The 22142-nt window shown below is 64.5% G+C and carries 24 protein-coding genes; 22 read left to right on the plus strand and 2 right to left on the minus strand.

What is annotated here, in order from left to right; all coding sequences use genetic code 11:
• Positions 1-82 precede the first annotated feature (82 nt).
• Entirely contained in the window at positions 83-1018 is a 936-nt protein-coding gene (locus LFT43_RS18505) for an NAD-dependent epimerase/dehydratase family protein (protein WP_395803159.1), read from the plus strand.
• Here the strand turns inward: LFT43_RS18505 and LFT43_RS18510 are convergent.
• A complete protein-coding gene (locus tag LFT43_RS18510; RefSeq protein WP_395799328.1) occupies positions 994-3270 on the minus strand; it encodes an MMPL family transporter in 2277 nt (758 codons plus the stop codon). The two genes, LFT43_RS18505 and LFT43_RS18510, sit on opposite strands and share 25 nt — an antisense overlap.
• Before the next feature lie 75 nt (positions 3271-3345).
• On the opposite strand from LFT43_RS18510, the gene LFT43_RS18515 reads away from it, so the two are divergent.
• From LFT43_RS18515 to LFT43_RS18580, 14 genes are all read left to right on the plus strand, one after another.
• Positions 3346-3882, plus strand: coding sequence for a MarR family winged helix-turn-helix transcriptional regulator (locus LFT43_RS18515; protein WP_395799330.1), 537 nt, complete (start codon positions 3346-3348; stop codon positions 3880-3882).
• A 17-nt stretch (positions 3883-3899) separates the two neighbouring features.
• Complete coding sequence (locus LFT43_RS18520) at positions 3900-4595, plus strand: hypothetical protein (RefSeq protein WP_395799332.1); 696 nt, start codon at positions 3900-3902, stop codon at positions 4593-4595.
• A 13-nt stretch (positions 4596-4608) separates the two neighbouring features.
• Positions 4609-5898 (plus strand): phage tail sheath family protein, encoded by a 1290-nt coding sequence (locus LFT43_RS18525; protein ID WP_395799334.1) that lies wholly within the window; start codon positions 4609-4611, stop codon positions 5896-5898.
• 1 nt (position 5899) lies between these two features.
• Entirely contained in the window at positions 5900-6391 is a 492-nt protein-coding gene (locus tag LFT43_RS18530; protein ID WP_395799336.1) for a phage tail protein, read from the plus strand.
• A 475-nt stretch (positions 6392-6866) separates the two neighbouring features.
• The gene (locus tag LFT43_RS18535; RefSeq protein WP_395799338.1) at positions 6867-7493 is read left to right on the plus strand and encodes a hypothetical protein; all 627 of its coding nucleotides are present in this window, start codon (positions 6867-6869) and stop codon (positions 7491-7493) included.
• A gap of 1 nt (position 7494) precedes the next feature.
• Positions 7495-8253 (plus strand): hypothetical protein, encoded by a 759-nt coding sequence (locus LFT43_RS18540; RefSeq protein ID WP_395799340.1) that lies wholly within the window; start codon positions 7495-7497, stop codon positions 8251-8253.
• A gap of 25 nt (positions 8254-8278) precedes the next feature.
• Positions 8279-9799 carry a phage baseplate assembly protein V gene (locus LFT43_RS18545; RefSeq protein ID WP_395799342.1) on the plus strand — a complete coding sequence of 507 codons (1521 nt, stop codon included), beginning with the start codon at positions 8279-8281 and terminating at the stop codon, positions 9797-9799.
• Complete coding sequence (locus tag LFT43_RS18550; protein ID WP_395799344.1) at positions 9799-10140, plus strand: hypothetical protein; 342 nt, start codon at positions 9799-9801, stop codon at positions 10138-10140. The genes LFT43_RS18545 and LFT43_RS18550 overlap by 1 nt, the downstream gene beginning before the upstream one ends.
• 13 nt (positions 10141-10153) lie before the next feature.
• Positions 10154-10588, plus strand: a complete 435-nt coding sequence (locus tag LFT43_RS18555; RefSeq protein WP_395799346.1) for a GPW/gp25 family protein — start codon at positions 10154-10156, stop codon at positions 10586-10588.
• Positions 10585-13281 (plus strand): baseplate J/gp47 family protein, encoded by a 2697-nt coding sequence (locus LFT43_RS18560; RefSeq protein WP_395799347.1) that lies wholly within the window; start codon positions 10585-10587, stop codon positions 13279-13281. Before LFT43_RS18555 ends, LFT43_RS18560 begins: the two co-directional genes overlap by 4 nt.
• A complete protein-coding gene (locus LFT43_RS18565; protein WP_395799349.1) occupies positions 13268-13804 on the plus strand; it encodes a phage tail protein in 537 nt (178 codons plus the stop codon). The genes LFT43_RS18560 and LFT43_RS18565 overlap by 14 nt, the downstream gene beginning before the upstream one ends.
• Complete coding sequence (locus LFT43_RS18570; RefSeq protein ID WP_395799351.1) at positions 13801-14274, plus strand: hypothetical protein; 474 nt, start codon at positions 13801-13803, stop codon at positions 14272-14274. Before LFT43_RS18565 ends, LFT43_RS18570 begins: the two co-directional genes overlap by 4 nt.
• Before the next feature lie 48 nt (positions 14275-14322).
• Entirely contained in the window at positions 14323-15252 is a 930-nt protein-coding gene (locus LFT43_RS18575; protein WP_395799353.1) for a PASTA domain-containing protein, read from the plus strand.
• Between the two features lie 63 nt (positions 15253-15315).
• On the plus strand, positions 15316-16542 hold the full coding sequence (locus LFT43_RS18580) for a pyridoxal phosphate-dependent aminotransferase (RefSeq protein WP_395803161.1): 1227 nt from the start codon (positions 15316-15318) through the stop codon (positions 16540-16542).
• Positions 16543-16618: 76 nt separating this feature from the next.
• Here the strand turns inward: LFT43_RS18580 and LFT43_RS18585 are convergent, their stop codons facing one another.
• A complete protein-coding gene (locus LFT43_RS18585; protein ID WP_395799355.1) occupies positions 16619-17461 on the minus strand; it encodes a hypothetical protein in 843 nt (280 codons plus the stop codon).
• A gap of 161 nt (positions 17462-17622) precedes the next feature.
• On the opposite strand from LFT43_RS18585, the gene LFT43_RS18590 reads away from it, so the two are divergent.
• The 7 genes from LFT43_RS18590 (at position 17623) to LFT43_RS18620 (ending at position 22141) form a co-directional block, all read left to right on the plus strand.
• Positions 17623-18429 carry a methyltransferase domain-containing protein gene (locus tag LFT43_RS18590; RefSeq protein WP_395799357.1) on the plus strand — a complete coding sequence of 269 codons (807 nt, stop codon included), beginning with the start codon at positions 17623-17625 and terminating at the stop codon, positions 18427-18429.
• Between the two features lie 225 nt (positions 18430-18654).
• Complete coding sequence (locus LFT43_RS18595; protein WP_395799359.1) at positions 18655-19014, plus strand: YciI family protein; 360 nt, start codon at positions 18655-18657, stop codon at positions 19012-19014.
• A 27-nt stretch (positions 19015-19041) separates the two neighbouring features.
• Positions 19042-20271, plus strand: a complete 1230-nt coding sequence (locus LFT43_RS18600; protein ID WP_395799361.1) for an RNA polymerase sigma factor — start codon at positions 19042-19044, stop codon at positions 20269-20271.
• Positions 20272-20319: 48 nt separating this feature from the next.
• Positions 20320-20781: a hypothetical protein gene (locus LFT43_RS18605; protein ID WP_395799363.1), complete on the plus strand. Its 462-nt coding sequence runs from the start codon at positions 20320-20322 to the stop codon at positions 20779-20781.
• An 82-nt stretch (positions 20782-20863) separates the two neighbouring features.
• Positions 20864-21115 carry a type II toxin-antitoxin system Phd/YefM family antitoxin gene (locus LFT43_RS18610; protein ID WP_395799365.1) on the plus strand — a complete coding sequence of 84 codons (252 nt, stop codon included), beginning with the start codon at positions 20864-20866 and terminating at the stop codon, positions 21113-21115.
• On the plus strand, positions 21076-21474 hold the full coding sequence (locus tag LFT43_RS18615) for a type II toxin-antitoxin system VapC family toxin (RefSeq protein ID WP_395799367.1): 399 nt from the start codon (positions 21076-21078) through the stop codon (positions 21472-21474). Before LFT43_RS18610 ends, LFT43_RS18615 begins: the two co-directional genes overlap by 40 nt.
• A gap of 43 nt (positions 21475-21517) precedes the next feature.
• On the plus strand, positions 21518-22141 hold the full coding sequence (locus LFT43_RS18620) for a LysE family transporter (protein ID WP_184739645.1): 624 nt from the start codon (positions 21518-21520) through the stop codon (positions 22139-22141).
• Position 22142 lies beyond the last annotated feature (1 nt).

The following is a 22142-nucleotide window of genomic DNA, read 5'->3' on the forward strand; positions in this document are numbered from 1 at the left end:
TGACATGCAACCAGGAAGGGCTCATTCTGAATTCAGAGAGCACTGCTCTCCAATCCATTTCCATCAGAAAGTGAGCACCACCATGTACGTCGTCACTGGAGCAGGCCCCGTCGGATGGACCATTGCCGAGCAGCTCGCAGAGCACGGAGAGCAGGTTCGCGTCCTGACGCGCTCCGGCAGCGGCCCGGACCACCCGCTGATCGAAAAGCTCCGCGTGGACGTCTCGGACGCGGCCAAGTTGGCGGAAGCGTTCGACGGCGCCACGGTCGTCTTTCACTGCATCCACGGCTCTGCCTACCGGGCCAAAGCCTGGGCAGCCGAACTTCCTGGAGCGGAGAAAGTGGTGATGGACGCCGCAGCGGCGGCAGGCGCCGTCGTCGTCTTCCCGGAAAGTCTCTACTCGTACAGCGAACCGGACAAGACCATCACTGAAAACAGCGCGCGTGAGGCGGCTGGTGGTAAGCGAGGGATCCGCACCGCCCTGCTGAAGGCCCGGCAAGCCCACCCGGCCAACACGGTCAGCGTAGTGGCAGGCGATTTCTTCGGGCCGCGGGCCCGCATGGCACATGCCGGTGAGCGCATGGTCCCACTGGTCCTCAAAGGCAAGACGGTCCAGGTCCTCGGAAGCGCCGATCAGCCCCACGCCTTTACCTACGTTCCGGACCTTGCCTCGGCCATGATCGCCGCCGCCCAAGAGCCCGAACTCTGGAATTCGGTGCTGCACGCCCCGACAGGCCCCGCCATGACAATGCGGGAAATCGCGGGAAACTTCGCACGCTCGGCCGGCGTTCCGGAACCGAAGGTAAGCGTGGTTCCCGGTTGGCTGCTCCGGACCCTTGGCTTGTTTTCCACGGACATGCGGGAGCTGGCCGAAATGTTGTACCAGTTCGAGCGGCCGTTCGTCATGGACTCCACCGCGAGCCAGGCCAAGCTCGGACTCGAGCCGACGCCGATTGCGGACGCGATGGCGGCAACAGTGGCTTGGTGGCGGGATCAGGAAGTTGCGGTTACCCGCTGAGTCCCGTTCATCGCGCGAGCCCGGCCCAAACGCCCCGGCCACCAAATCCGCCTACCGATGTCATAGGAAAGCGCAGGCACCAGGAGCGATCTCACGATAGTGGTGTCGAGCAAGACGCCGAACGCCACAATGAAGGAGATTTGTGCGAGGAAGAGGATCGGTATGACGCCGAGGGCGGCAAAGGTTGCGGCAAGGACGACCCCGGCAGAGGTAATCACCCCGCCGGTGGCACCGAGCCCTTTCAAGATACCGGCCCGGGTTCCCGCCCCCGGCGACTCTTCCCGGACGCGGGTCATGAGGAAGATGTTGTAGTCGACGCCGAGGGCTACGAGGAACACAAAACCGAAAAGGGGAACCGAGGCATCTGCTCCGCGAAATCCAAACACATGGTTGAATACCCAAGCGGAGACACCCAACGCTGCCGCGTAGGACAGCACGACCGTACCTATCAGCAGCAGTGGCGCCAGAACGGCCCGCAGCAACGCCATGAGCACCAAGAGGATCACGGCCAGGACGATCGGGATGATTCGCCGGAGATCGGCCTGCGCGCTGGCGTTGGTGTCCGCAGCGGTGGCCGTAGTTCCTCCCACCAACGTCCCGGGCGCCTTGTCATGCAGCTTCTGCCGGAGCGTGGCGACGGTCTGTTCAGCCTTCGCCGAATCTGCCTCGGCCGACAGGGTGGCATTGATCAGCACCCGCCCGTCCCGCACCAAAGGTGCGGCGTTCGTCCGGGGTTCGGCCAGCGGACTTCCGCCGGAGCCGGTTTGAGCGACAACCATGGCCGCATCTGAGATGCCGCCCTGCGCTTTGACTTCCGCAAGTACCGCGGTTGCAGCGATCTCGTCGGCAACAATGACCACGGGGCTTCCTGCACCGGCGGGATAGTGCCGGCCCAACGCCGCTTGACCGTCCACTGCCTCCGATTTGCTCAGGATGAGGGCGGACTGCGGAACCCCGCTGGCTTGGAGCTGCAACAGCCCGGAGGCGCAGACCACCAAGACGGCAGCGGCGCCCAGCCACACAGCTCTGGGCCGTTTGGCTATCATGCCGGCCAAGAGCCTCCAGATCCGGGGAATGTCGGCATTGGCCGAATCAGCCTTGACCGGGCCGGCGATGCCAGGAGCCCCGGCGGCGCTAGCCGCACCGCGCCTGGCGGCCGGGCTCTTCTTCGGGGTGCGTGGCCAAAATGCGGTCCTGCCAAGCAAGCCAAGGGCCGCAGGAAGAAGCGTCAGGCTGGCCAACATCGAAAAACCGATCCCGATTGCGCCGATAGGTCCGAGTCCGCGGTTTGAATTCAATTCGGAGAAAAGCAGGCAAAGCAATGCCAAGGCGACCGTAGTCCCGGATGCCAGGATGGCCTCAAAGCTGCCCTTGTAGGCACGCAGGAGCGCTGACCATTTGTTCGACACATGGCCCAAAGCTTCGCGGTAGCGGGCCACAAAGAGGAGGGCATAGTCGGTGGCAGAGCCGACCACCAGGATGGACAGGATGCCCTGGCTCTGCCCCGTCAATTGGACTGCGCCCGCCTTCGCCAAGGCAAAGATCACCAAAATGGAGCCGCAAAGTGCGAAGACTGACGTAAGGAGCACCACAAAGGGCAGCACCACGGATCGGTAGACGGCCAGCAGGATCACCAGGACGGCACCCAAGGCAGCGAAAAGGAGGATCCCGTCGATACCGCCGAAGGCATTGACCAAATCAGCGAGGAAGCCCGCCGGCCCAGTCACGTATGTGGCGGTTCCGGGGGGAAGCCCGGCATCGGCTACATAGCCGGTCGCCTTCGCACGAAGCGATTGGATGCTTTCCTTGACCCCGTTCCCTTGCTTCATTGGGACAAGGAATTGCGCGGCCTTGCCGTCCGCGGAGGGAATCGGCCCGACCATCGACGCCGAATGGCTGACCCCTTCGACGGCAGCCAGCTGGTTGCCAAGGGACCCCAGCCCAACCAGTTGGGCGGGCGAGAGCTTCTCCGGCGACTCGACCAGCACCACCGCTGGAACGCTGCTGGCGGACGTGAACTTGTTTTGCCATTCCCGGGCTTCGGTGGATTCAGCGCTGGCCGGAAGGAAGGAAGCTTGGTCATTGCTGGACACCTCGCTGAGCTTCCCGAAGGTAGGCCCGCCGATTCCGCCGACCACCATCCACGCGATCAGCGAAAGCGCAGCAACCGCCACCCACCACCGCGAACTGCCGCGGTTACCGGTTCCTAGCCTTTTGCCCACAGACCCCACGCCCCTGCCAATTATTTCCATGATGAAATATATCTATCATGGAGATAATTGGTCAACGATAACCCGGTGGGATAATTTGAGGCTGAAGGAGGCCTCATGGATGACAATCAGCACGTTCCGTCCGCAGCGGCACTCCTCGGGCTCCTGCAACAGTTCACGGTCGAAACTGAGCGCTACGTGGAGGCGGTCAGCAGCCAACACCACCTCCATCGCACCGATCTGAATGCCTTGGCGGCCATGGTCACCGCCGCCCGCGAGGGCAAGACCATGACTCCTGGCGCGCTCGGAGCAGCGCTCAACCTGAGCTCGCCGGCAACAACCGCACTGGTGGATCGGCTGGACCGGGCAGGTCATCTGGCGCGTCGCCGCAGCGAGAAGGACCGCCGCCAGGTTCATCTGGAGATGACCGATTCCGCGCGCGCCACTGGCAGCGAACTGTTTTCTCCCCTGGCGGGCGCCATCGCCCCGGTAATTGGCACACTTTCGCCGGAAGAACTCCGAACGGTCGTGACCTTCATGCAGGGAGTCATTGAGGCAACCGTAACTGCCCGCAGTGACGTCACCCCGCGCGGTGAACCATCGAATGGAGTTATTCCTGAGGTCCCAGTGACTCGCAGGCCACTGCGGGAGTAACGTAGTGCACATCGGCTGTGCTGGCCACTTTCGTGGACTGGGGTGTCACCGTGGGTGTTGTGCGATCATCGTTGACCGAGCTCCTCGGGGTACTTTCCGACGCCATTTCGCCCGAGCGTGTCCGCTTCGATGACGGCTCCGAACCACCTACCGGCCAATCCACCGACGCACCTGTCACTGTCCACGCCGTCGCCATGAACAGGGTGGGCCGCTCCCGGCGGGACGGCCCCCTACTGGACCTCGAACTCAAAGTAGCCGTGGAATGCCACGGTCCCACGCAACTGGACAACATGGAGAAGCTCCTGGTTGCCATCGAGCAAAACACCCAGTACTCGGTGGTCTCCAGCGGCGAATTCCAGCCCGACGAATACGATGCAGGTATCCGCCAAGGCCTCGGTTTCCTGGTCCGCATCCCCGTGGGGATACGTCTCGACGAGCCTCTCGGCCCGCCTGTCACTGAACCCCTCATCGCCTCCACCTCAGTGGCCCGCCGGATCCACGGCCGGCTGGTGGACGTCCACAACAAAGGCATCCCAGATGCCTATATCCGCCCGCATTCGTCCGCCGCCGCCGTCGTGAGCGATCCCACCGGCCATTTCGAGGTCCTGGCCTCGGCGGACGAACTCCAGCACTTTGTCGTGGCAGTCCGCGGCACTGAACGTGAAGTCTCAGCAGACACGAGCAGCCTGCCGGTCATCATCCGGTGGGAGTGAAAGGGAGCACACCATGGCGAATTACCAGGCGCCGGGAGTGTATGTACAGGAAGTGCCCAGCGGTGCACGCTCGATCGGTCAGGTCAGCACCAGCATTGCCGGTTTTGTAGGAGTTTCCCCGGACCCTTTGGCGTATCCGGACGAAGCAAGGGTTCTGGATAACTGGACCCAGTTCGTGGACCAATACGTCGGCAAGTCCACGCAGGGGACACCCCTGTCCAACGCGGTCTTCGGATTCTTCGCCAACGGCGGCAGCCGCTGCTACGTGGTCAACATCGGTACCGGCGGCAGCCTCACCGGCACCGCAGCAAAGCCCGGCGGAGTGACCCTGTTCGAAGCGATCGACGACATCTCCATGGTGGCCGCCCCCGGATACGCCGACGCCGAAGCGTACGCGGCGCTGCAGGCGCACGTGGAGCATCCCTTGCGGCAGGATCGCATGGCGATCATGGACACTCCGGAGAAAGTGGACGACGTCGGAGCCCTCACCCGGGCGGCGACTTCCGGTGTGCCGGACGCGCCGAAGTCCGCCGGCGCGAAAACGGACGACGAAGGCGACCCGGACAAGTCTGACGACCCCAAGACCGGCACCGACAAGCCGAACGCCGAGCGGGCAACCGGCGAAGACGCGATCGGCGCGCCCCAATCCCCCGGCGGCTACACAGCCCTGTACTTCCCCTGGATTGTCATGATCGATCCGGTATCCGGCAAGAAGGTGACCCAACCGCCGTCGGGCCATGTTGCCGGGGTCTGGGCACGCGTCGACGCGACCCGCGGCGTCCACAAGGCTCCCGCCAACGAACCCATCCAAGGGGCGCTGGACCTGGTCCGGCGGGTCAGCCGCGGCGAACAGGAAGTACTGAACCCGGCCGGGGTGAACTGCATCCGCTATTTCCCAGGCGAGGGAATCCGCATCTGGGGCGCCCGGACCAAGGCACCCGAGGCCAGCGAATACCGGTACGTCAACGTCCGCAGGCTGACCAACATGATCAAGGAATCCGTGGCCGACGGTACGCGCTGGGTGGTCTTTGAACCCAACGACCACACGTTGTGGAAGTCCATCCGCCGCGACATCGGCGCATTCCTGACCAATGTGTGGCGGGACGGGGCGCTGTTGGGCACTACTCCCCAACAGGCCTTCTTTGTGAAATGCGATGAAGAAACCAACCCGCCGGAAGTCCGCGATGCCGGGCAGGTTGTCACCCTGATCGGCATCGCACCCGTCAAACCTGCCGAATTCGTGATCTTCAAGCTCATGCAATCGGCCGACAACACCAGCGAGACAGAGAGCGCAGGAGCCTGAAATGAGCACGCAGCCAAGCACCCCGGCACCTGCTGCCCAACCCGGGAACGTGGTGGACCCGTACCGCGCCTACAACTTCAAACTCGTCATCCAAGGCGTGGTCCAAGGACACTTCACCAAAGTTGAAGGGCTCGGGCTGAAAATCGACCGCATCTTGTACCGCTCCGGTGGCGAGAACAGCACCGTCCGCGTGATCCCCGGCCAAGTCGAGTACACCCCGGTGACCCTCCGCTACGGACTCACCGACTCCACCGAAATGCTCCAATGGCTGTTCAAGGCCGTCGACGGGCATGTGGAGCGGCGCAACGTCTCCATCGCCATGCTCAACGACGCAGGCTCGATGGAGGTCCGCCGCTGGAACTTGCTGGGCGCCTGGCCGTGCGACTGGTTCGGAGCCCCGTTGGATGCCCTCGGCAAGGACCTGGCCATCGAATCCCTCAGCATCGCGTACGACCGCTTGGAGCTCGACGATGCCCGCGCTCCCGTGGCTTGATGGGAGGTGGCCCCGGAACCCGTGGCGTCGTTCCGTGGCGCGGCGGCTCCGGGAACTCGCGGAAAGGCTGGAACCGCCACCGTACCCTGGAACCGCGCGCGGCGGTAAGACCGGAGTTGTGCCTGCTGGAGTTGTTGGAATGCAGCGCGGGGTTGGAACCGAGGTCCCGACTCCGGTACGGAGACTGGACACGTCCGGCGCGCCGGAGCATTGGGTCCGGTTGTTGCACGACGCCGGCCTCGTCCCGCCCCCTCCCAACCCTCCTGCAGATATACCCCCCTCTAGCCCCAACGCTCGCTCACATACACCCCCCTCTAGCCCCAACGCTCGCTCACATCAAGACGAATACCTCCCGGGTATCGTCAGAGAAAGCGGGAGTCCATCCTCGATCCGGAACCCTGTCCCTGAGCCCGCACCCCAGCGGTTCACCCCGGAAAATCCAATCCTCGAAAAACCAGTCTCCGACGACGGCCCGGTGCTTGGCGCTCCCTCTCCCGCTGACGCGCCGAACACCACCGAAGCCCCAACCGCCGTGCCAAGGCCGGCTTTCCTCCCCCGGCTGACGTTGGGCAAACACTTCCAGAGCGCTCACGCCGCTGGTTCGCCGCCTGTCTTCGCCCCTGAACGGCCGGCAGCATCCTCCCCGTCCAAGCGAACGCCCCCGGGTAAGGATTCGGTCGAAGCCCTGGCCATCCCCTCCTCGGAAGCCGCATCCCTGGATGCCGCGCAACCACGCCCCGTGCTGAGACTCCGCGGGACACTTCCAGCCAACGCGACAACCGCGACTGCCCCCGGTCAAGCAAAACAACATCAAGAACCCCCACACACGGCCATCGAAACCAGCCCGCGAAACGCAGTCACGGCCCAGCCGCCCGCAACACCACTGCACCGGACACCGGAAGCGGCTCCCGCCGTCGTCGGCTTGAAGAACGCAGAGCACCAGGGCCACCCGAGCACGACGCCGGACCGCACCCCCGCCGCACCAATAACCGCAAACTGGCCGGAATTGGCGCCGCGCCCCGCACCCCAGCCCACGGCGGAAACAGCAACAGCAGCGATGGCCCGCGCCGCCCGGCTCAGCGACGAACAGCTGGCGGTCTGACATGGAACGCGTCGCTTTCCTGATCGAGGACACCGGGGAGCACCTTGGCTGCCTGCTCAATCCAGAGACGGTCGTGATGTCACGGACGGCCGGTGTGGAGCCGCGGCGTTCGGCGGGCGGCAAGCTGACGGGAACGGGCCTGGCGGACGATCCCTTGCTCTTCACGGGAGGCGGACACACCGAGCTTCGCCTGGATCTCCTGTTCGACGTCGACCTCGCGCCGGCGTCGCTCCATGTCCAGGACGTTCGCCAGATGACGCGGCCCATCTGGGCGCTCGCGGAGAACTCGGCCGAGGTGGAGAGGCAACGCCGGCCGCCGTCGGTCCGGTTCGTGTGGGGGCGCGCATGGAACGTGCCCGGGATCGTGACCGAGGTGGCGGAGCGCTTCGACCGTTTTTCCCCGGATGGCTCCCCGCTGCGTTCGTGGATGCGCATGGTGTTCGTACGGGTCGGGCAAAGCGCTGACGAAGAAGGAGGCGAGAACTACGAGCTCGCCCAGCGGCTGCCGGCGGTGGATCTGACGGCGCCGCCCGTGGATACGCTCGCGGTGGGCGGCGACGGCAGCACGGACAGGGACGCAACAGCGCCCGACGGCGGCGAACTCCTTCCGGGGGTTCCGCCGGGTGAGTTGGGGCGCCTCAGCCTGGCCGCCTTTGGCACGCCGCTGCTGTGGAAGTTGCTCCTGGAGTACAACAACATCGACGATCCCGCGCACTTCAACGGCCCGCTCGCCGTTCCCCCGGTTGGCGAGGCACCATGATGCACCCCATGACTGGATCAGCCCGATGAGGCAGCTCCAGGGCCTCCCGGAACTCATCGTCACCCTCGGGCGGCGCCGCCTCTCCGCGGCCGAAACGGCGGCGATCGTCTCCGTGCAGGTCCTCAGCTCGCTCGCCAGGCCGGCTCAGTGCCTCATCAGCTGGCGCCCAGGCCCGGGACGCTCGGCGACGATGCGCGGCGGGGTGGACCCCGCACCTGGGGACGCGCTGCGCGTGGAATTGGGGGGCCAACGCACTCCGCTTTTCGTGGGCGAAGTGACGGTGGTGGAGCACAGCTACGGGGCGGATCTTTCGCAGGAAGTCCGGGTCCGCGCCTACGATGCCCTGCACCGGTTGAGGAAACGCCAGTTCACCCGGCTGCACAGCGACGTCGATCTCGCCGGGCTGGCCCGCACGCTCACGGAGGGCACGGGCCTGCAAGTGGTGGGCGGCGCAACGCGGCTTGGTGAGGTGTACCAATGTGCCCGCTCGGACTTGAGCCTCTTGGTGGAACAGAGCGCCCGGGTGGGTGCGTATCCGGTGGTGGATGGCGATGCGCTGAGGCTGACGGACTTGTCCGGCGAAGGCGAACCGATTGAGCTGGAATTGGGCAGCAGCCTGCATTCGGCAGAGGTGGAGTTGAGCCAGGAGCCGGCGTATCTCGGTGCCAAAACCACGGGCTGGCGGTCCGACGACGCCTCGGCGCAGCAGGCCTCCGCGGGAACCAGCGACGCGAAAGCCAACGTCTCCGCAGACCCTGCGCTGGCCAGTGTTGGCGCTGGCGGCGACCTCCTGCGCGACAACGAGTCCTTCGCCTCCGAAACCCTGGCCCATGGCCTGGCCCAGGCGGAACTGGACGTTCGGATGGCGGGGCAAGTCACCGCAGTCTTCGTGGCCGACGGCGATCCCCGCCTCCGCGCAGGGCGCCGGGTTCGCGTGCGCGGACTCGCGACGTCGCTCGAAGGCACCTACGCGATTGCCACCGCCGCTCACAAGCTGGACGGCACGGGCTACGAAACCACCATCACCACACGTCCCCCGGAAGCCCCGACCGCCCGGCGTCCCGACGTCTTCACACTCGGCACCGTGCTGGACGTCGAGGATCCGGAAGGACGCAGCCGGGCAAGGGTCCGGCTCCCCGCATATCCGCCGCTCGAATCGGCCTGGGCACCCGTCCTCACAATGGGAGCGGGAGCAGGGAAGGGTCTGGTGGTGCCGCCCGCCCCGGAGGACACCGTGCTGGTCCTCCTTCCCGCCACGGATCCGGCGCAGGCCATCATTCTGGGCGGGCTCTATGGCCGGGAACAGACGCCGGACAACAGCGTGAACACGCCGCGGGACAGCCGCTTCACCTTCCGGAACTCTGACGGCCAGCAGATAGTGCTCGACGGCGGCAGCCGCACCATCAATTTCACGGACGGGCACGGCTCCACGGTGGAACTCGGGCCTGAGAAGCTGCGGATCACAGCGGCCACGGACCTGCTCCTGGAGGCACCGGGCAAGGCCATGAAGATCCGCGCCAAGACTGTCGATTTCGAGGAGGCCTGATGCTGAAATTCCTGGTCAAAGAGGCCATCCTGCGCTGCGGGCACGACGGCAAAGTGGAAAACGTGCCTTCCCAGCAGTGGGTCCGTGTTGCCGGTTCGCCGGTTTTGGTCGACAACGATCCCCAAGGACGCGATATCAGCATGTGCCCCAACGTCGGCCTCAATATCAAACCCTGCAACAAGACGCTGCCGGTGATCAAGGGCTATTCGGGTTTTGTCCGGATCGGCGGCAAGAAGGTCTGCCTGGACACTGTGGAGGGCTACACGGACGGCACTCCGCCCGGTGCCGTGAAGTACACGGTCCGGCGGCCCGGCCAGGAATTCGTGGCGGCGGGGTCATGAGAGACGGCCAGCCGTGAGCATCCCCAGATACAAGTCGGTGGCCTTCGTCCACCCGGATTTCGACGCCGCCACCGGCCTTCCCGGCCTGCGGCTGACGCCCGACGGACGGCTCGCCACCGTCACGGATGCAGCTTCGGTCCGCCAGGCGCTCCTCCTGCTGCTGAGCACCAGGCCCGGCGAGCGCGTCAACCGACCCACCTACGGCTGCCATCTGTTCCGGCTCGCCTTCGCGCCTGCGGATGACACCACCGCAGGCTTGGCCATCCACTATGTGGCCCGGGCCGTGGAGCAATGGGAGCCGCGGATCACGGTCCTGTCCTTGGATTCCTCCCGCTCGCCCGAAAGCCCTGAAGTGCTGGAGGTCCGGTTGCGATACCGGGTCCGTTCCACCCAGCTCGAGGACCAGCTCGTCATCGCCCTGCCTGTCGATTCCGGAGGTGCAGCATGAGTATCCCCGTGCCGAATCTTGACGATCGCAGCTTCGCGGACCTGGTGGCCGGTGCCCGCGAGCGCATCCAGCAGATCGCCCCGGATTGGACGGACCTCTCCGTCCATGATCCCGGCATCACCATCCTCGAGGCTTTCGCTTACCTCACGGACACCCTGATGTACCGGCTCAACCGGGTGCCGGAAAAGCTGTATGCGGTCTACTTGAACCTTCTCGGCACCAGCCTGTACCCGCCCAGCACCGCCGAAACCGTCCTCGAGTTCACCCGATCGTCGGCGGGAAGCAGTACGGACAGCCAGGACATCCGCATCCCCCGCGGGACCCAGGTCAGCTGCCCGCCCGGCGTGCCCGGCGCCCCCCAACCGGTATTCACGACGACGACGGCGTCCGTGCTGGCGGCGGGCCAGTCCAGTGTGCAGGTCCCGGCAGCCGATGTCACCTTGTACGACGCCGTCCCCATCGGCGTCGGAACCGGACGCCCGGGCCAAAGCTTCGTCATTCCCAACGCACCCATCGTCTCCGGGGCGGGCCTGTCCATCGCCATAGAAGTCCCCGCGGGCACCCAACTGAGCAGCGGCGAAGCGGTCCTGGTAGATGGCAAGCCTTTCCGGTTTTGCCGCGAAGTTGAGGCCTTCGCAGACGCCGGCCCGGATGAGGCGCCGGTCCGGATCGACCGGAGTGCCGGCGTCGCGATGTTCGCATGGTGGGACGAAGAGTCCGTAGCGCGGACAGCAGTTGTTCCCGGTCCGGGAGCCGAGGTGCGCGCTTGGTACCGCGGCGGCGGAGGCCTGCGCGGCAACGTCGGCGCCGGCCAGTTGACGGTCATGCGCACCCCGATCCCGGGGCTGAAGGTCAGCAACCAGGAACCCGCGACCGGAGGCCGCGACGGCGAATCGCTGGAGAATGCGCTCCGCCGGGCACCGCAGGATTTCCAGGCCCGGGACAGGGCTGTCACTGTGCGCGACTACGAGGTCCTGGCCATGCGTCATGGTGGCGTCGCCAGGGCGCGTGCGTTCACGCGGCGGGACATCTGGGCTTTCGCCAGACCCGGTGAGGTGGAGGTAGTGCTGGTGCCGTTCGTGCCGGGTGCTCCGGCTTCCGAGGACGCTGGCGCCGGGTCCAACAGCGGTCCGGCAAATCCCGGCTCCCCCGCTGCCGCACCGGTTCCTGTGCGCGCCGCCGAGCTGAATGCCCAGGCACGTGAAAGCGTCCGGCTCGAGGTTGAACAGTACTTGCGCCGCCGCTCCACCGTGGGGGCAGAGCCCGTGGTCCGATGGGGCCTCTATAAACAAGTGCTGGTAGACGCCAGGATCGTGGTCCGGCCCGATGAGGACGCCGAGGCCGTGAAGTCAAGGATCGTGGGCCGGCTCGCAGAAGGGATCAGTCCCCTCAGCTCGAGCTCTTCCAACTACGGTTCGGGCTTCGGCAAGCCGTTGCGCGTCTCCAACCTCTACCGCGCCATGGAGGAAGCCGAACCCGGAGTCCAGTACGTGGACCGGGTGCGGCTCGAAGTGGACAAGGTTCCGGACACCGATGCCCTGGCGCTGGTGCAGGCCGAGGGACAGGACAACACCTGGTTCGTCGCCCGGGACAGCACCCTCTTCCGCACTACCAACGCGGGCGATGGCTGGGAGGCCTGCGCCGAATTCGGCCCGGGGACGGCAAGCGAAGCGGTGAGGTCCATCGCCCCTTTCCGTTCCCCGGCCCCGGGCCGCTTCGGCGCCGGTGGCTTTGGCCCTAGCGGTTTCGGTCCCGGACAGCATCCCGGCATGGTGGCAGTCAGCACCGTGACCCCCACGGGCTCGCGCATCTACGTCAGCGAGGACCTCGGCGAATCCTGGCGGCGGGCCGCGGAACTGGGCTTCGTCGTCGCGGACTTGTGTTGGGTGGACCGGCAGGGAGTCCCGGTACTTCTGCTCGCTGGCGAGCACGGACTCTATGAGTTGCCGATGGGTGAGGGCGCCATCCCGGTCCAAAACGTTGTGGACGCGAGCCAGCCGGACCGCGGCTTCTACGCGGTGGACGCACTCGTGGACGTGCGCGGACGCACCGGTGTGGTGGTGGCGGCTGAAGCCTCCGCCGGCATTTGGCTTTCCCCCGACGCCGGGGCGGCCGGCAGCTTCCATCAGATCAAATCTGCGGGCGAGGACATCCGTTGCATGACGATTCAGTACGACGGCGGCGCAAGCTATGTCTGGCTCGGCCGTTCCGTGCCGGAGGGTACAGGGACGGGCTGCCTTCGCCTGAAGATCGACGAACTCGCCCGCACCCAGTTCGACCCCGCCCTCATGGCTTCCTGGGAACAGTTCAACGCGGGCTGGACCGGTGGCAGTTGCTGGGGTGTCCATGTGATGGGCAATGCCGCCTATGCTGCCACCCAGAGCGGCGGCGTGCTGCGCCTCCGGCTCGGCCAGGCTTCCGCGCAGTGGAGCGTGCCCGACGTGAACTGCAATTTGCCCTTGCGGGACAGGACGCGTTTCGAGCCTGTCCGCGCGGTGTCCGGCGTAGTGCGCGACGACGGTACGCAGCTTGTGCTCGCAGCCGGCCCAAAGGGGATCTACCGGAGTACGGATAACGCAGTGTCTTGGGCGAGCTGCACGCGGCGCATGGTTGACGACGTCGTGACCCTCCCGAACACGTGGCTGTTCTGCTCGGGCGACCACCGGATCGAAGTGGTGCATGGCAATGGTTGAACCCGTGCTGCGTAACTCCCCAATGCTGAAGGTCCTGCCCGAGATCTACCAAGTGGCGGCTGAAACCAGCACGCCGCTGCAGGCCCTCATCGCCGTGGCGGAGGACATGCAACAGCCGGTCCGGGACGTCTTGGACCGCATCCACACCGTTCCTGATCCCGGCCGCTCGCCGTCGTTGTTCATTCCCTTCCTGTCGCGCTGGGTGGACCTGGACTGGCTGACCCTACCAGGCCCGGAATCCATGGACTCCGCGGCGGCGGGAGTCCCGGTGGCCCGGCAACGGGACCTGATTGCGTGCGCAGCCTCGTTGTCCGCGCGCCGGGGCACCGTGGACGGCCTTACCCGCTTCCTGCAGCTGGCCACCGGGGTCCCGGGGTTCGGCGTCGAATCCGTCCCGGGCGAGTTCCACATCAAGGTTCTGGTCCCCGCGGCTGCCGCTGGGCAAGTGGAGCTGATTCGCAAAATCGTCAAGGGCATCAAGCCTGCCCACGTCACGGACGAGATCGCGGTGATGGACGCGTGAACGATGAGAACCGGAAGCCCATCATCGCGGTGGTCGTATGCGGTGTCATCGCCGTGCTCGTGCTGGTTTTCGGCGTCAGTTGCGGCGGCGGGAACAACAACGCGGCGGCCAGCTGGCAAGCGGGGTTCTCGCAGGCTGCTGCAGGGGGGACACTCAAAGCCTCCGATCTTGTTGCCCCGGGCGGCCAATGCTCCGCGGCCGCAACACAGCTGCTGGTGGCGGGAAGCTGCGTCTTCGAGGTCAGGAAATTCGGGGGCCTGTTCGATCTGGGCAACCCCACCAAGCGTGCCCGGCTGGCTCCCCAGCAGGCAGTCACCGTGACCCTCGTCGTGGAAGGCACGCGAACAGAGCAGGACGTCTCCGCAGGCGACACTGTCAGCCTGACCTTCGGCACCTCCGGAGGCCAGCTCGGAATCACCTGCCGCGTGGTTGGCGCGTGTGCGCTGAAGCTCCTGGAAGCAGGCGGATGACGTGGCTATCACCTTTTCCATTGCCCTTGCCCGAAAGGCGGTTGTCGCATGAGCACCATCACCATGACGCTGAGTTCTCCCACGGTGGAGCTCAAGGACGGCAAAGGCTCCCTCACGGCGTCTGTGACCAACGGAGCTCCCGGCCCTGAACGCGTGGTGCTCGGGGCCTTTCCTGGTATGGAGAGCACGCCGCCGTCGCCGAGCTACACCACCATCCCCACTCCGTTGCGGACCATCGCCGCCGGAGCCACGGAGCAATACCTGGTCAATTTCGACACTACCGGTGCCGCACCCGGCTCATATCCCGTGAAACTGATCGCGTACTCCGCCGACGACGCCCCTGAGGACTATGCCGACCAGGCCCACGTGGTCACGCTGACCGTCACCAAGCCCGTCGAAACGCCCAAGCCGAGGCCCGGATTCCCGTGGCTGTGGGTGATCATCGGCGGCGTCGTGCTGTTGGCGGCGATTGGTGGGGTGATTTGGTTCCTTCTCAAGGACGCAACGGTTCCCTCGGTCGAAAGCAGGCCGCAGGCGGAAGCGGTAAAAATGCTCGAGGACGCCGGCTTCAAGGTGAGCACCACGGAAACAGAGAGCGCGCAGACAGCAGGCACGGTGGTGAAGCAAACGCCCGACGGCGGCAAGTCCGCCGGGCGCGGTTCCACGGTCAACTTGGAGATCGCGACGCCGGTGAAATCGGTGGTGCCTGCGGTCCTGGGCTCGCGGATCGAAAATGCCCGGACAGCCTTCCAGACCGCGAAAATCCAGCTGGATTTCACCCAGGGCTCCATGTGCCAGGCCTCGCCCGCAGGATTCCTGCAAAGCTGCGTTGTGGTGGGCGTCAACCCCGATGTCGGAAGCAAAGTGAACCAAAACGCCCTGGTATTGGTCCGCACAGAAATCCGGGGCATCATCATCGAACCAAATCCGATCAACATTTGCATCGTCCAGCCGCAGATCTGCGCGATCAAGCAGTAGTGCTGTCTGGGTGCCGGGTGTAATCCGGTGCCGAAAACAGTGCCGCCCATGAAAAGATCAACCATGCGTCCGATGCAGCACTCCAGCAAACTAAAGAACGTCCGCTACGAACTCCGTGGCCCCATCCTCCAGGCGGCCAAGACCATGGAGGCCGAAGGGCACCGCATCCTCAAGATGAACCTTGGAGACACCGCGCCGTTCGGACTGGAAGCGCCGGAGTCCGTTGTGGTGGACATGATCCACCACCTGCGAGGCGCCCAGGGGTACAGCGATTCCAAGGGCATCTTCACCGCGCGGACCGCGATTTCGCAGTACTACCAGACCCAGAACCTGATGAATATCGGCGTCGAGGACATCTTCATTGGTAACGGCGTCAGCGAACTGATCTCCATGACGCTTCAAGCCTTCTTGGAGAACGGCGACGAGGTCCTCATCCCTGCGCCGGACTATCCGCTATGGACAGCCACGGTGACGCTCACTGGCGGTAATCCGGTGCACTATCTCTGCGATGAGGGCCAAAACTGGTGGCCGGACATGTCCGATGTCGAGGCCAAGATCACCAAGCGCACCAAGGCAATCGTCATCATCAACCCGAACAACCCCACGGGCGCGGTATACCCCCGCCACATCCTGGAGCAGTTCGCGGCACTGGCACGCAAACACGATCTGGTCCTGTTCTCCGACGAGATCTACGAAAAGATCCGCTACGAGGACGCCCAACACATCCACACCGCTTCCGTGGCAGACGATATCTGCGTCCTGACTTTCAGCGGCCTCTCCAAGGCCTATCGGATGCCCGGCTACCGTGCGGGGTGGGTCGCAGTGACCGGTCCGCACGCTGCCACCGCCGAATACCGTGAGGCGTTGGAGCTCCTGGCTTCGCTCCGGTTGTGCTCAAACGTTCCAGCGCAGCACGCCATCCAAACCTGCTTGGGCGGCTACCAGAGCATCGAAGAACTCATCAGGCCGGGCGGGCGGCTCCGGGAACAACGGGATCTGGCGTTGAAGCTCTTGACCGCCATCCCGGGGGTGAGTTGCGTTCCGGCGGCCGGGGCCATGTATTTGTTCCCGCGGCTGGATCCTGTGATCTACCCGATCGAGAGCGACGAGAAATTCGTCCTGGACCTCCTGCAGGACCAGAAGATCCTGGTCTCCCACGGCTCGGCCTTCAACTGGCCAACCCCGGACCACTTCCGTTTCGTCATCCTGCCCTCCGTCCGGGAGATCGAGGAGGCCGTGCGCAGGATCGCCACGTTCCTGGCCGCCTATCGGAACCGGCCGCAGGAGTAAACCCTCTCGCCACGCTCACTCACCTATGGTCGCGTTTCCCGCGACGCTCACTCACCTGATGCGAGCGTCCAGGATGTCAGTCACCTGCCGAGCCGCTGACCCGCAGCGCGTTGATGATGGCCGGGATGGATCCGATGAGCATGATGAGCGCCCACACCAAGGCCACCACCACCGTGATGAGCGCCCAGAACTGATCCCCGATAGACACGAGCGGGCCTGGGAGGAATCCGTGGATGAGGCCAAGAATAAGCTGCAGGATCACCGATACCAGAAGCAGCACCACGAGCCCGGTGACCTTCAGGAATTTCGGCTGGCCCAGGACGAGCAGCACCGCGAAGAGGATCTTGAGCAGCAGCAGGAGGGCAAGGATGGCCGCGGCCTGGCTCGTGGGAAAACTCCCCCATAACGCCAGGTAGGCAATGGTCCCGAAGGGTGCGGCCACGAACAGGCCGAACATCAGGAACAGCTTTGCCAAGGCCAGGAGGGCTGTGAAGAACGCGCCCACCACCCAGATAAACGTGACAATCAAGGTGACGATGCCTTGAACCCGTCCGTAAACCCTGAGGTCCATGATCAGGCTGAGCCCGAGCATCACCACGGTGAACAGCAACAGCCCGTCCAGGAACGCCAGGAAACCGATTCCCGCGCCCGGCGGCGCAGCTGACGCGCGTTGGGTCTTGAGGAAGACATCGATAGGAACGCCGAGCTTGTCCGCTTGGTCAGGGGAAACGGGCTCGATGGCGGTCCCGCCGAGGAGGATCGAAAGGCCGATTTCAGCCAGGACGACGACGGCGAAAACGGCCACTGCCGCGATGAAGAACGGGCGACGCAAGGCGTCCGGGGATGGTCCGTCACGCAGCCCGCCGAGGCCCGATCCGCGCCCCAACTGCGACCCCTGACCCCACCTCGCTGCGGCCATGGGTCCATTGTGGCAGGTCAGGGATCGAAAACAAGCGCTGGAGAGAACTAGTCCCCACCGCCCCCCCGCATTAGATGCCACTTGGAGCCCGGAACGACAACAATCGTGAGCTAATTGGGGAGTTCCGCTCGCTTTCGACTCCATCGGGGTAGCGTTTCCCTATGAAGCCTGAAGACGTCTACACCCACGGCCACCACGAGTCGGTAGTACGCGCCCATGCCTCCCGGACAGCCGAGAACTCCGCCGCGTTTGTCATCCCGCATCTCACCCCCGGGACATCAGTGCTCGACGTCGGATGCGGACCTGGGAGCATCACCTGCGACTTCGCGGAGCTGGTGGCTCCCGCGAAGGTAGTCGGGCTGGACCGTTCCGCCGAGATCGTGGCCCAGGCTGCCTCGCTCGCGTCCGGCCGCGGTGTGGAAAACGTGGAATTCGTGACCGGCAATATCTACGATCTCGACTTCGAGGACGAGACCTTCGACCTCGTCCACGCGCACCAAGTCCTGCAACACCTGACCGACCCCGTGGCCGCGTTGCGCGAAATGCGGCGGGTCGCAAAGCCCGGCGCCATCGTGGCGGTGCGCGACGCCGATTTCCACGGCATGAGCTGGTACCCCGAGGTCCGCGAGCTCGACGATTGGATGGAGCTTTACCAGAAGATCGCCCGACGGAACGGAGCAGAGCCCGACGCCGGGCGGCGACTCGTCTCCTGGGCGCAGCAGGCGGGCTTCACCGACGTCGCTCCCTCAAGCAGCAACTGGCTTTACGCCACCGCGCAGCAGCGCCGCTGGCAGTCGCGGGTGTGGAGCGAGCGCGTCCTGCACTCGGCATTTGCCGAGCAAGCGCTGGAATACGGGCTGGCCAACGAGGCCGATCTGGCCCGGATTGCTGCCGGTTGGCACCGTTGGGGCTCCACTGATGATGGCTTCTTCCTGATCCCGAACGGGGAAGTCATCGCACGCGCGTAGCGGGACGATGGCGCGGTTGCGGGCGTCACTCCGCGCATCTTTTCGTCGCTGCCCACGACGTTCTGCCGCGTGTTTCCGGGCTTTGCGGCCGGGGGCGGCACCAAAACTGTGCTTGGAGTGACGCTATTCTTGGGAAATTACACCACCCCATGTCGAAAACCAGCCAGCGGTTCCGACCCATGGATGAAAGCACCCAAACGGGGCGCCCTTCTTAAGGAGTTCGAGATGAAATACATGATCATGATGTTTGGTTCCGCCGAGGGCATGATGGAGACTGCCGATCCCGAATGGATCAAGGAAATGATCGGGTTCATGATCCAGATCGACAAGGATCTCCGTGATTCAGGCGAGATGGTCTTCAACGCCGGATTGGCCGATGCCAGCACTGCCAAACTGGTCAAGAATACGGATAACGGGGTCATCACCACCGACGGGCCTTTCGCAGAGGCCAAGGAATCACTGATCGGCTACTGGGTGGTGGATGTGGCCAGCGAGGAACGGGCCGTGGAAATCTGCTCCAGCATCGTGAAGTACGCGCCGGTCGTGGAACTCCGCCGGGTCCAGGACCAGCCGCCGGAGGTCTAGCGTTTGGCCGATCCATCCAGGAAACCGGTGCTTGAGGACCTGCTGCGCACGCTCGCGCCGCAGGTCCTCGGCGTGCTCGTGCGCAGGCACGGCCAATTCGCCGAATGCGAGGACGCCGTCCAGGAGGCTCTGCTGGAAGCGGCATTACAGTGGCCCACTTCCAACGTGCCGGACAACCCCAGGGCGTGGCTACTCACCGTCGCCACACGTCGCTTGGTGGACCACTGGCGCAGCGAGAGTGCCCGGCAGGCTCGCGAAGAACGCGCCGCAGCCTTGGAACCGCCGCCCAGCGAGGAGCCTTCGTCAGTTGGTGACGCGGACGGGTTTGCAGAAGATACCCTCACCCTCCTTTTCCTCTGCTGCCACCCCGCTCTCTCGGCACCCTCGCAGCTGGCACTGACATTGAGGGCAGTTGGAGGGCTCACGACGGCGGAAATCGCCAGCGCGTTCCTCGTCCCGGACAGCACGATGGGCCAGAGGATCAGCAGGGCGAAGCAGGGCATCAAGAAGGCGGGGGCTCATTTCGAGCCCCCTGAAGCCGCGGAGCGCGGGGCACGGCTCGGCGTCGTACTCCACGTCCTGTACTTGATTTTCAACGAAGGGTACGCGGCGAGTTCCGGCCCATCCATGCAGCGCGAAGACCTCACCGCGGAGGCCATCCGACTTACCCGCCTCCTGCGGGGGCTGCTCCCGGGCGAGCTCGAGGTGGGCGGACTGCTTGCCCTCATGCTACTCACCGATGCGCGACGCCGGGCGAGGTCGCTGCCTGACGGCATGCTCGTATCGCTCGCTGAGCAGGACCGCGGGCTGTGGGACACGGCGCAGATCGCCGAGGGTCTTGAACTCTTGTCAACGGTGCTGGGCCTTGGTCGTCCGGGGCCCTACCAGTTGCAGGCCGCAATCGCCGCGGTCCATGCCGAGGCGGCCTCCGCGGACCAGACCGATTGGCCGCAGATCCTCGCCTTGTATACGGTTCTCGAAGCCATGGCCCCAAGTCCGGTGGTCTCGCTCAACCGGGCCGTGGCGGTGGCAATGGTGGAAGGGCCACGAGTGGCCCTTGAGCTATTGGATGGGCTTGATGTGGAGTTGAAAAGCTGGCACAGGCTCGACGCCGTTCGCGGGCACCTGCTCGAAATGTCCGGAGAGCTTGTGGGGGCTCGCGAGTGCTTTCTTACCGCGGCGAAGAAGACCGGAAGCCTTCAGGAGCGGCAGTATCTCCTGGTGAAGGCGGCTAAACTCGGGCAGTTGTCCACATAGCCAAAGTAGCCCCTGTCGCTGTTCCACAGCCGCGAATAGCCTCGAAACATGATTATTCAAGCAGGCTTTGACCTTGAGCTCCTCGCCCGTCCGCTCATTGTTCAAGAAGGAAAACTGTTCCCAAGGCTCGTGGTGATCGGCCTCGACGCCGAGCTTCAGCTGGAGAGCATCAGAGTTGTCACTGAATCCTTTGAAGGCACCTTGAAACCCTTCCAGGACGCCATCCTCGAACATCTGGATCTCGAGGGCACCAGGTACTTTGCGATTGCCCACGCCGGGATTTGGGCTGAGAACGACTTCTACGATGAGCAGCCAATCTTCATCGAGGCGAAGCAGTTGGAAAAGGTGGCCGCAGAGCGTGGGCTCCACATGATCGGCCATTTTGGGATCGACGAAACCGGTTACATGTCCGCGGGGCCGCACTCCTACTTTGACCAATATGCATCGGGAGACGATCTCCCAAGCACCATGACTCACTGGGTGCATTCGAAGTTCGGCAAGTGTGGCTAGGCGTCGGAGCGGAGCGGCCAGGAACGTCCACCGCGGTTCTGAACCTTACACCGGACGGGTTGACCAACTACACTTGGTCAACATGGCACAGTACAACGTCCAGGAAGCAAAAACCCGCCTTTCTGAACTCCTCAACATGGTTGAACGGGGTGAAGATGTGGTTATCGCCAAGGCGGGCAAGCCCGTTGCCCGGATCGTGAAGATCGAGCGACCCACCAAACGCCGCCTTGGATTCGTCAAAGGACAACTTCCGGACAATTTCCTGGAGCCTATGGATGAGGAGGAACTTGCGCTGTGGGAAGCACCCCTTACCTCCTCGACACGCATGCCCTGATCTGGGCCCTCACGGAACCCCGGAAGCTCTCACCCAAGGCGAGACGTGCAATCCAGTCCTTCGACAACCGTCTCGTGGCATCATCCGCCAGCGCTTACGAGCTCGGCTACAAGCACAAGCTGGGAAAGCTCCCGGGCTTGGATGGACTCCTTCTGGGCTATGGGCGTCACGTCGCCGAATTGTGCAACGAGGAACTGTCCATCAAGAGCGTGCATGCACTCGCGGCCGGGCATCTCGATTGGGAGCATCGGGACCCCTTCGACAGGCTGATCGCGGCGCAAGCCATCGTGGAATCCATGGTGGTCATCACGGCCGATCAGGAATTCCATAGGTTCCCGCTGGTCGAGACGCTCTGGTAGCCACGCGTTCGGGCACCGCGTCCTGCGGGCATAAGCTGGATTGGTGCAAATTTCGCTTTGGCTGGCCCTGGTGGGCGCCGGCACCCTGATCAGCTTCACTCCCGGCGCGGGCGCCATCTCCACTATGAGCAATTCGCTCAACTCGGGATTCCGCCGCTCCATCTGGGGAGTGTTGGGGCAACAAGCGGCACTGATCATCCACATCCTGATCGTGGCCCTCGGTGTGGGGGTTTTGGTCTCGAGCTCGCCCGTGGTCTTCAACGTGATCCGCTACACCGGGGCGGCCTATCTGGTGTACATGGGCATCCGGCAGTTCCTGCATCGTCCGGACCTGGACAAGGAAAAAGTGGAGGCCCGGCGGAACGAGCCGGCATGGTCCATGTTCCAGCGGGGCGTTTGGGTCAACTTGCTCAACCCCAAGGCGATCGTTTTCTTCCTGGCCTTCATGCCGCAGTTCATCCGTCCCGAGCAGCCACTGATTCCGCAATACCTGATCCTCAGCACCACGATCGTTTTCATCGACATCTGCGTCATGTGGTTCTTCTTCGCTTTGGCGGCCCGTTCATTCCAACGGTTCACGCACAATGAGCATGGGCAGAAAGTCCTCAACCGCACCTTCGGCGTGTTGTTCATGTCGGTGGGCGTGCTGCTCGCCGTCATCCACTAAG

It is taken from the genome of Arthrobacter sp. FW306-04-A (genome assembly GCF_044358315.1).
Classification (GTDB): domain Bacteria; phylum Actinomycetota; class Actinomycetes; order Actinomycetales; family Micrococcaceae; genus Arthrobacter.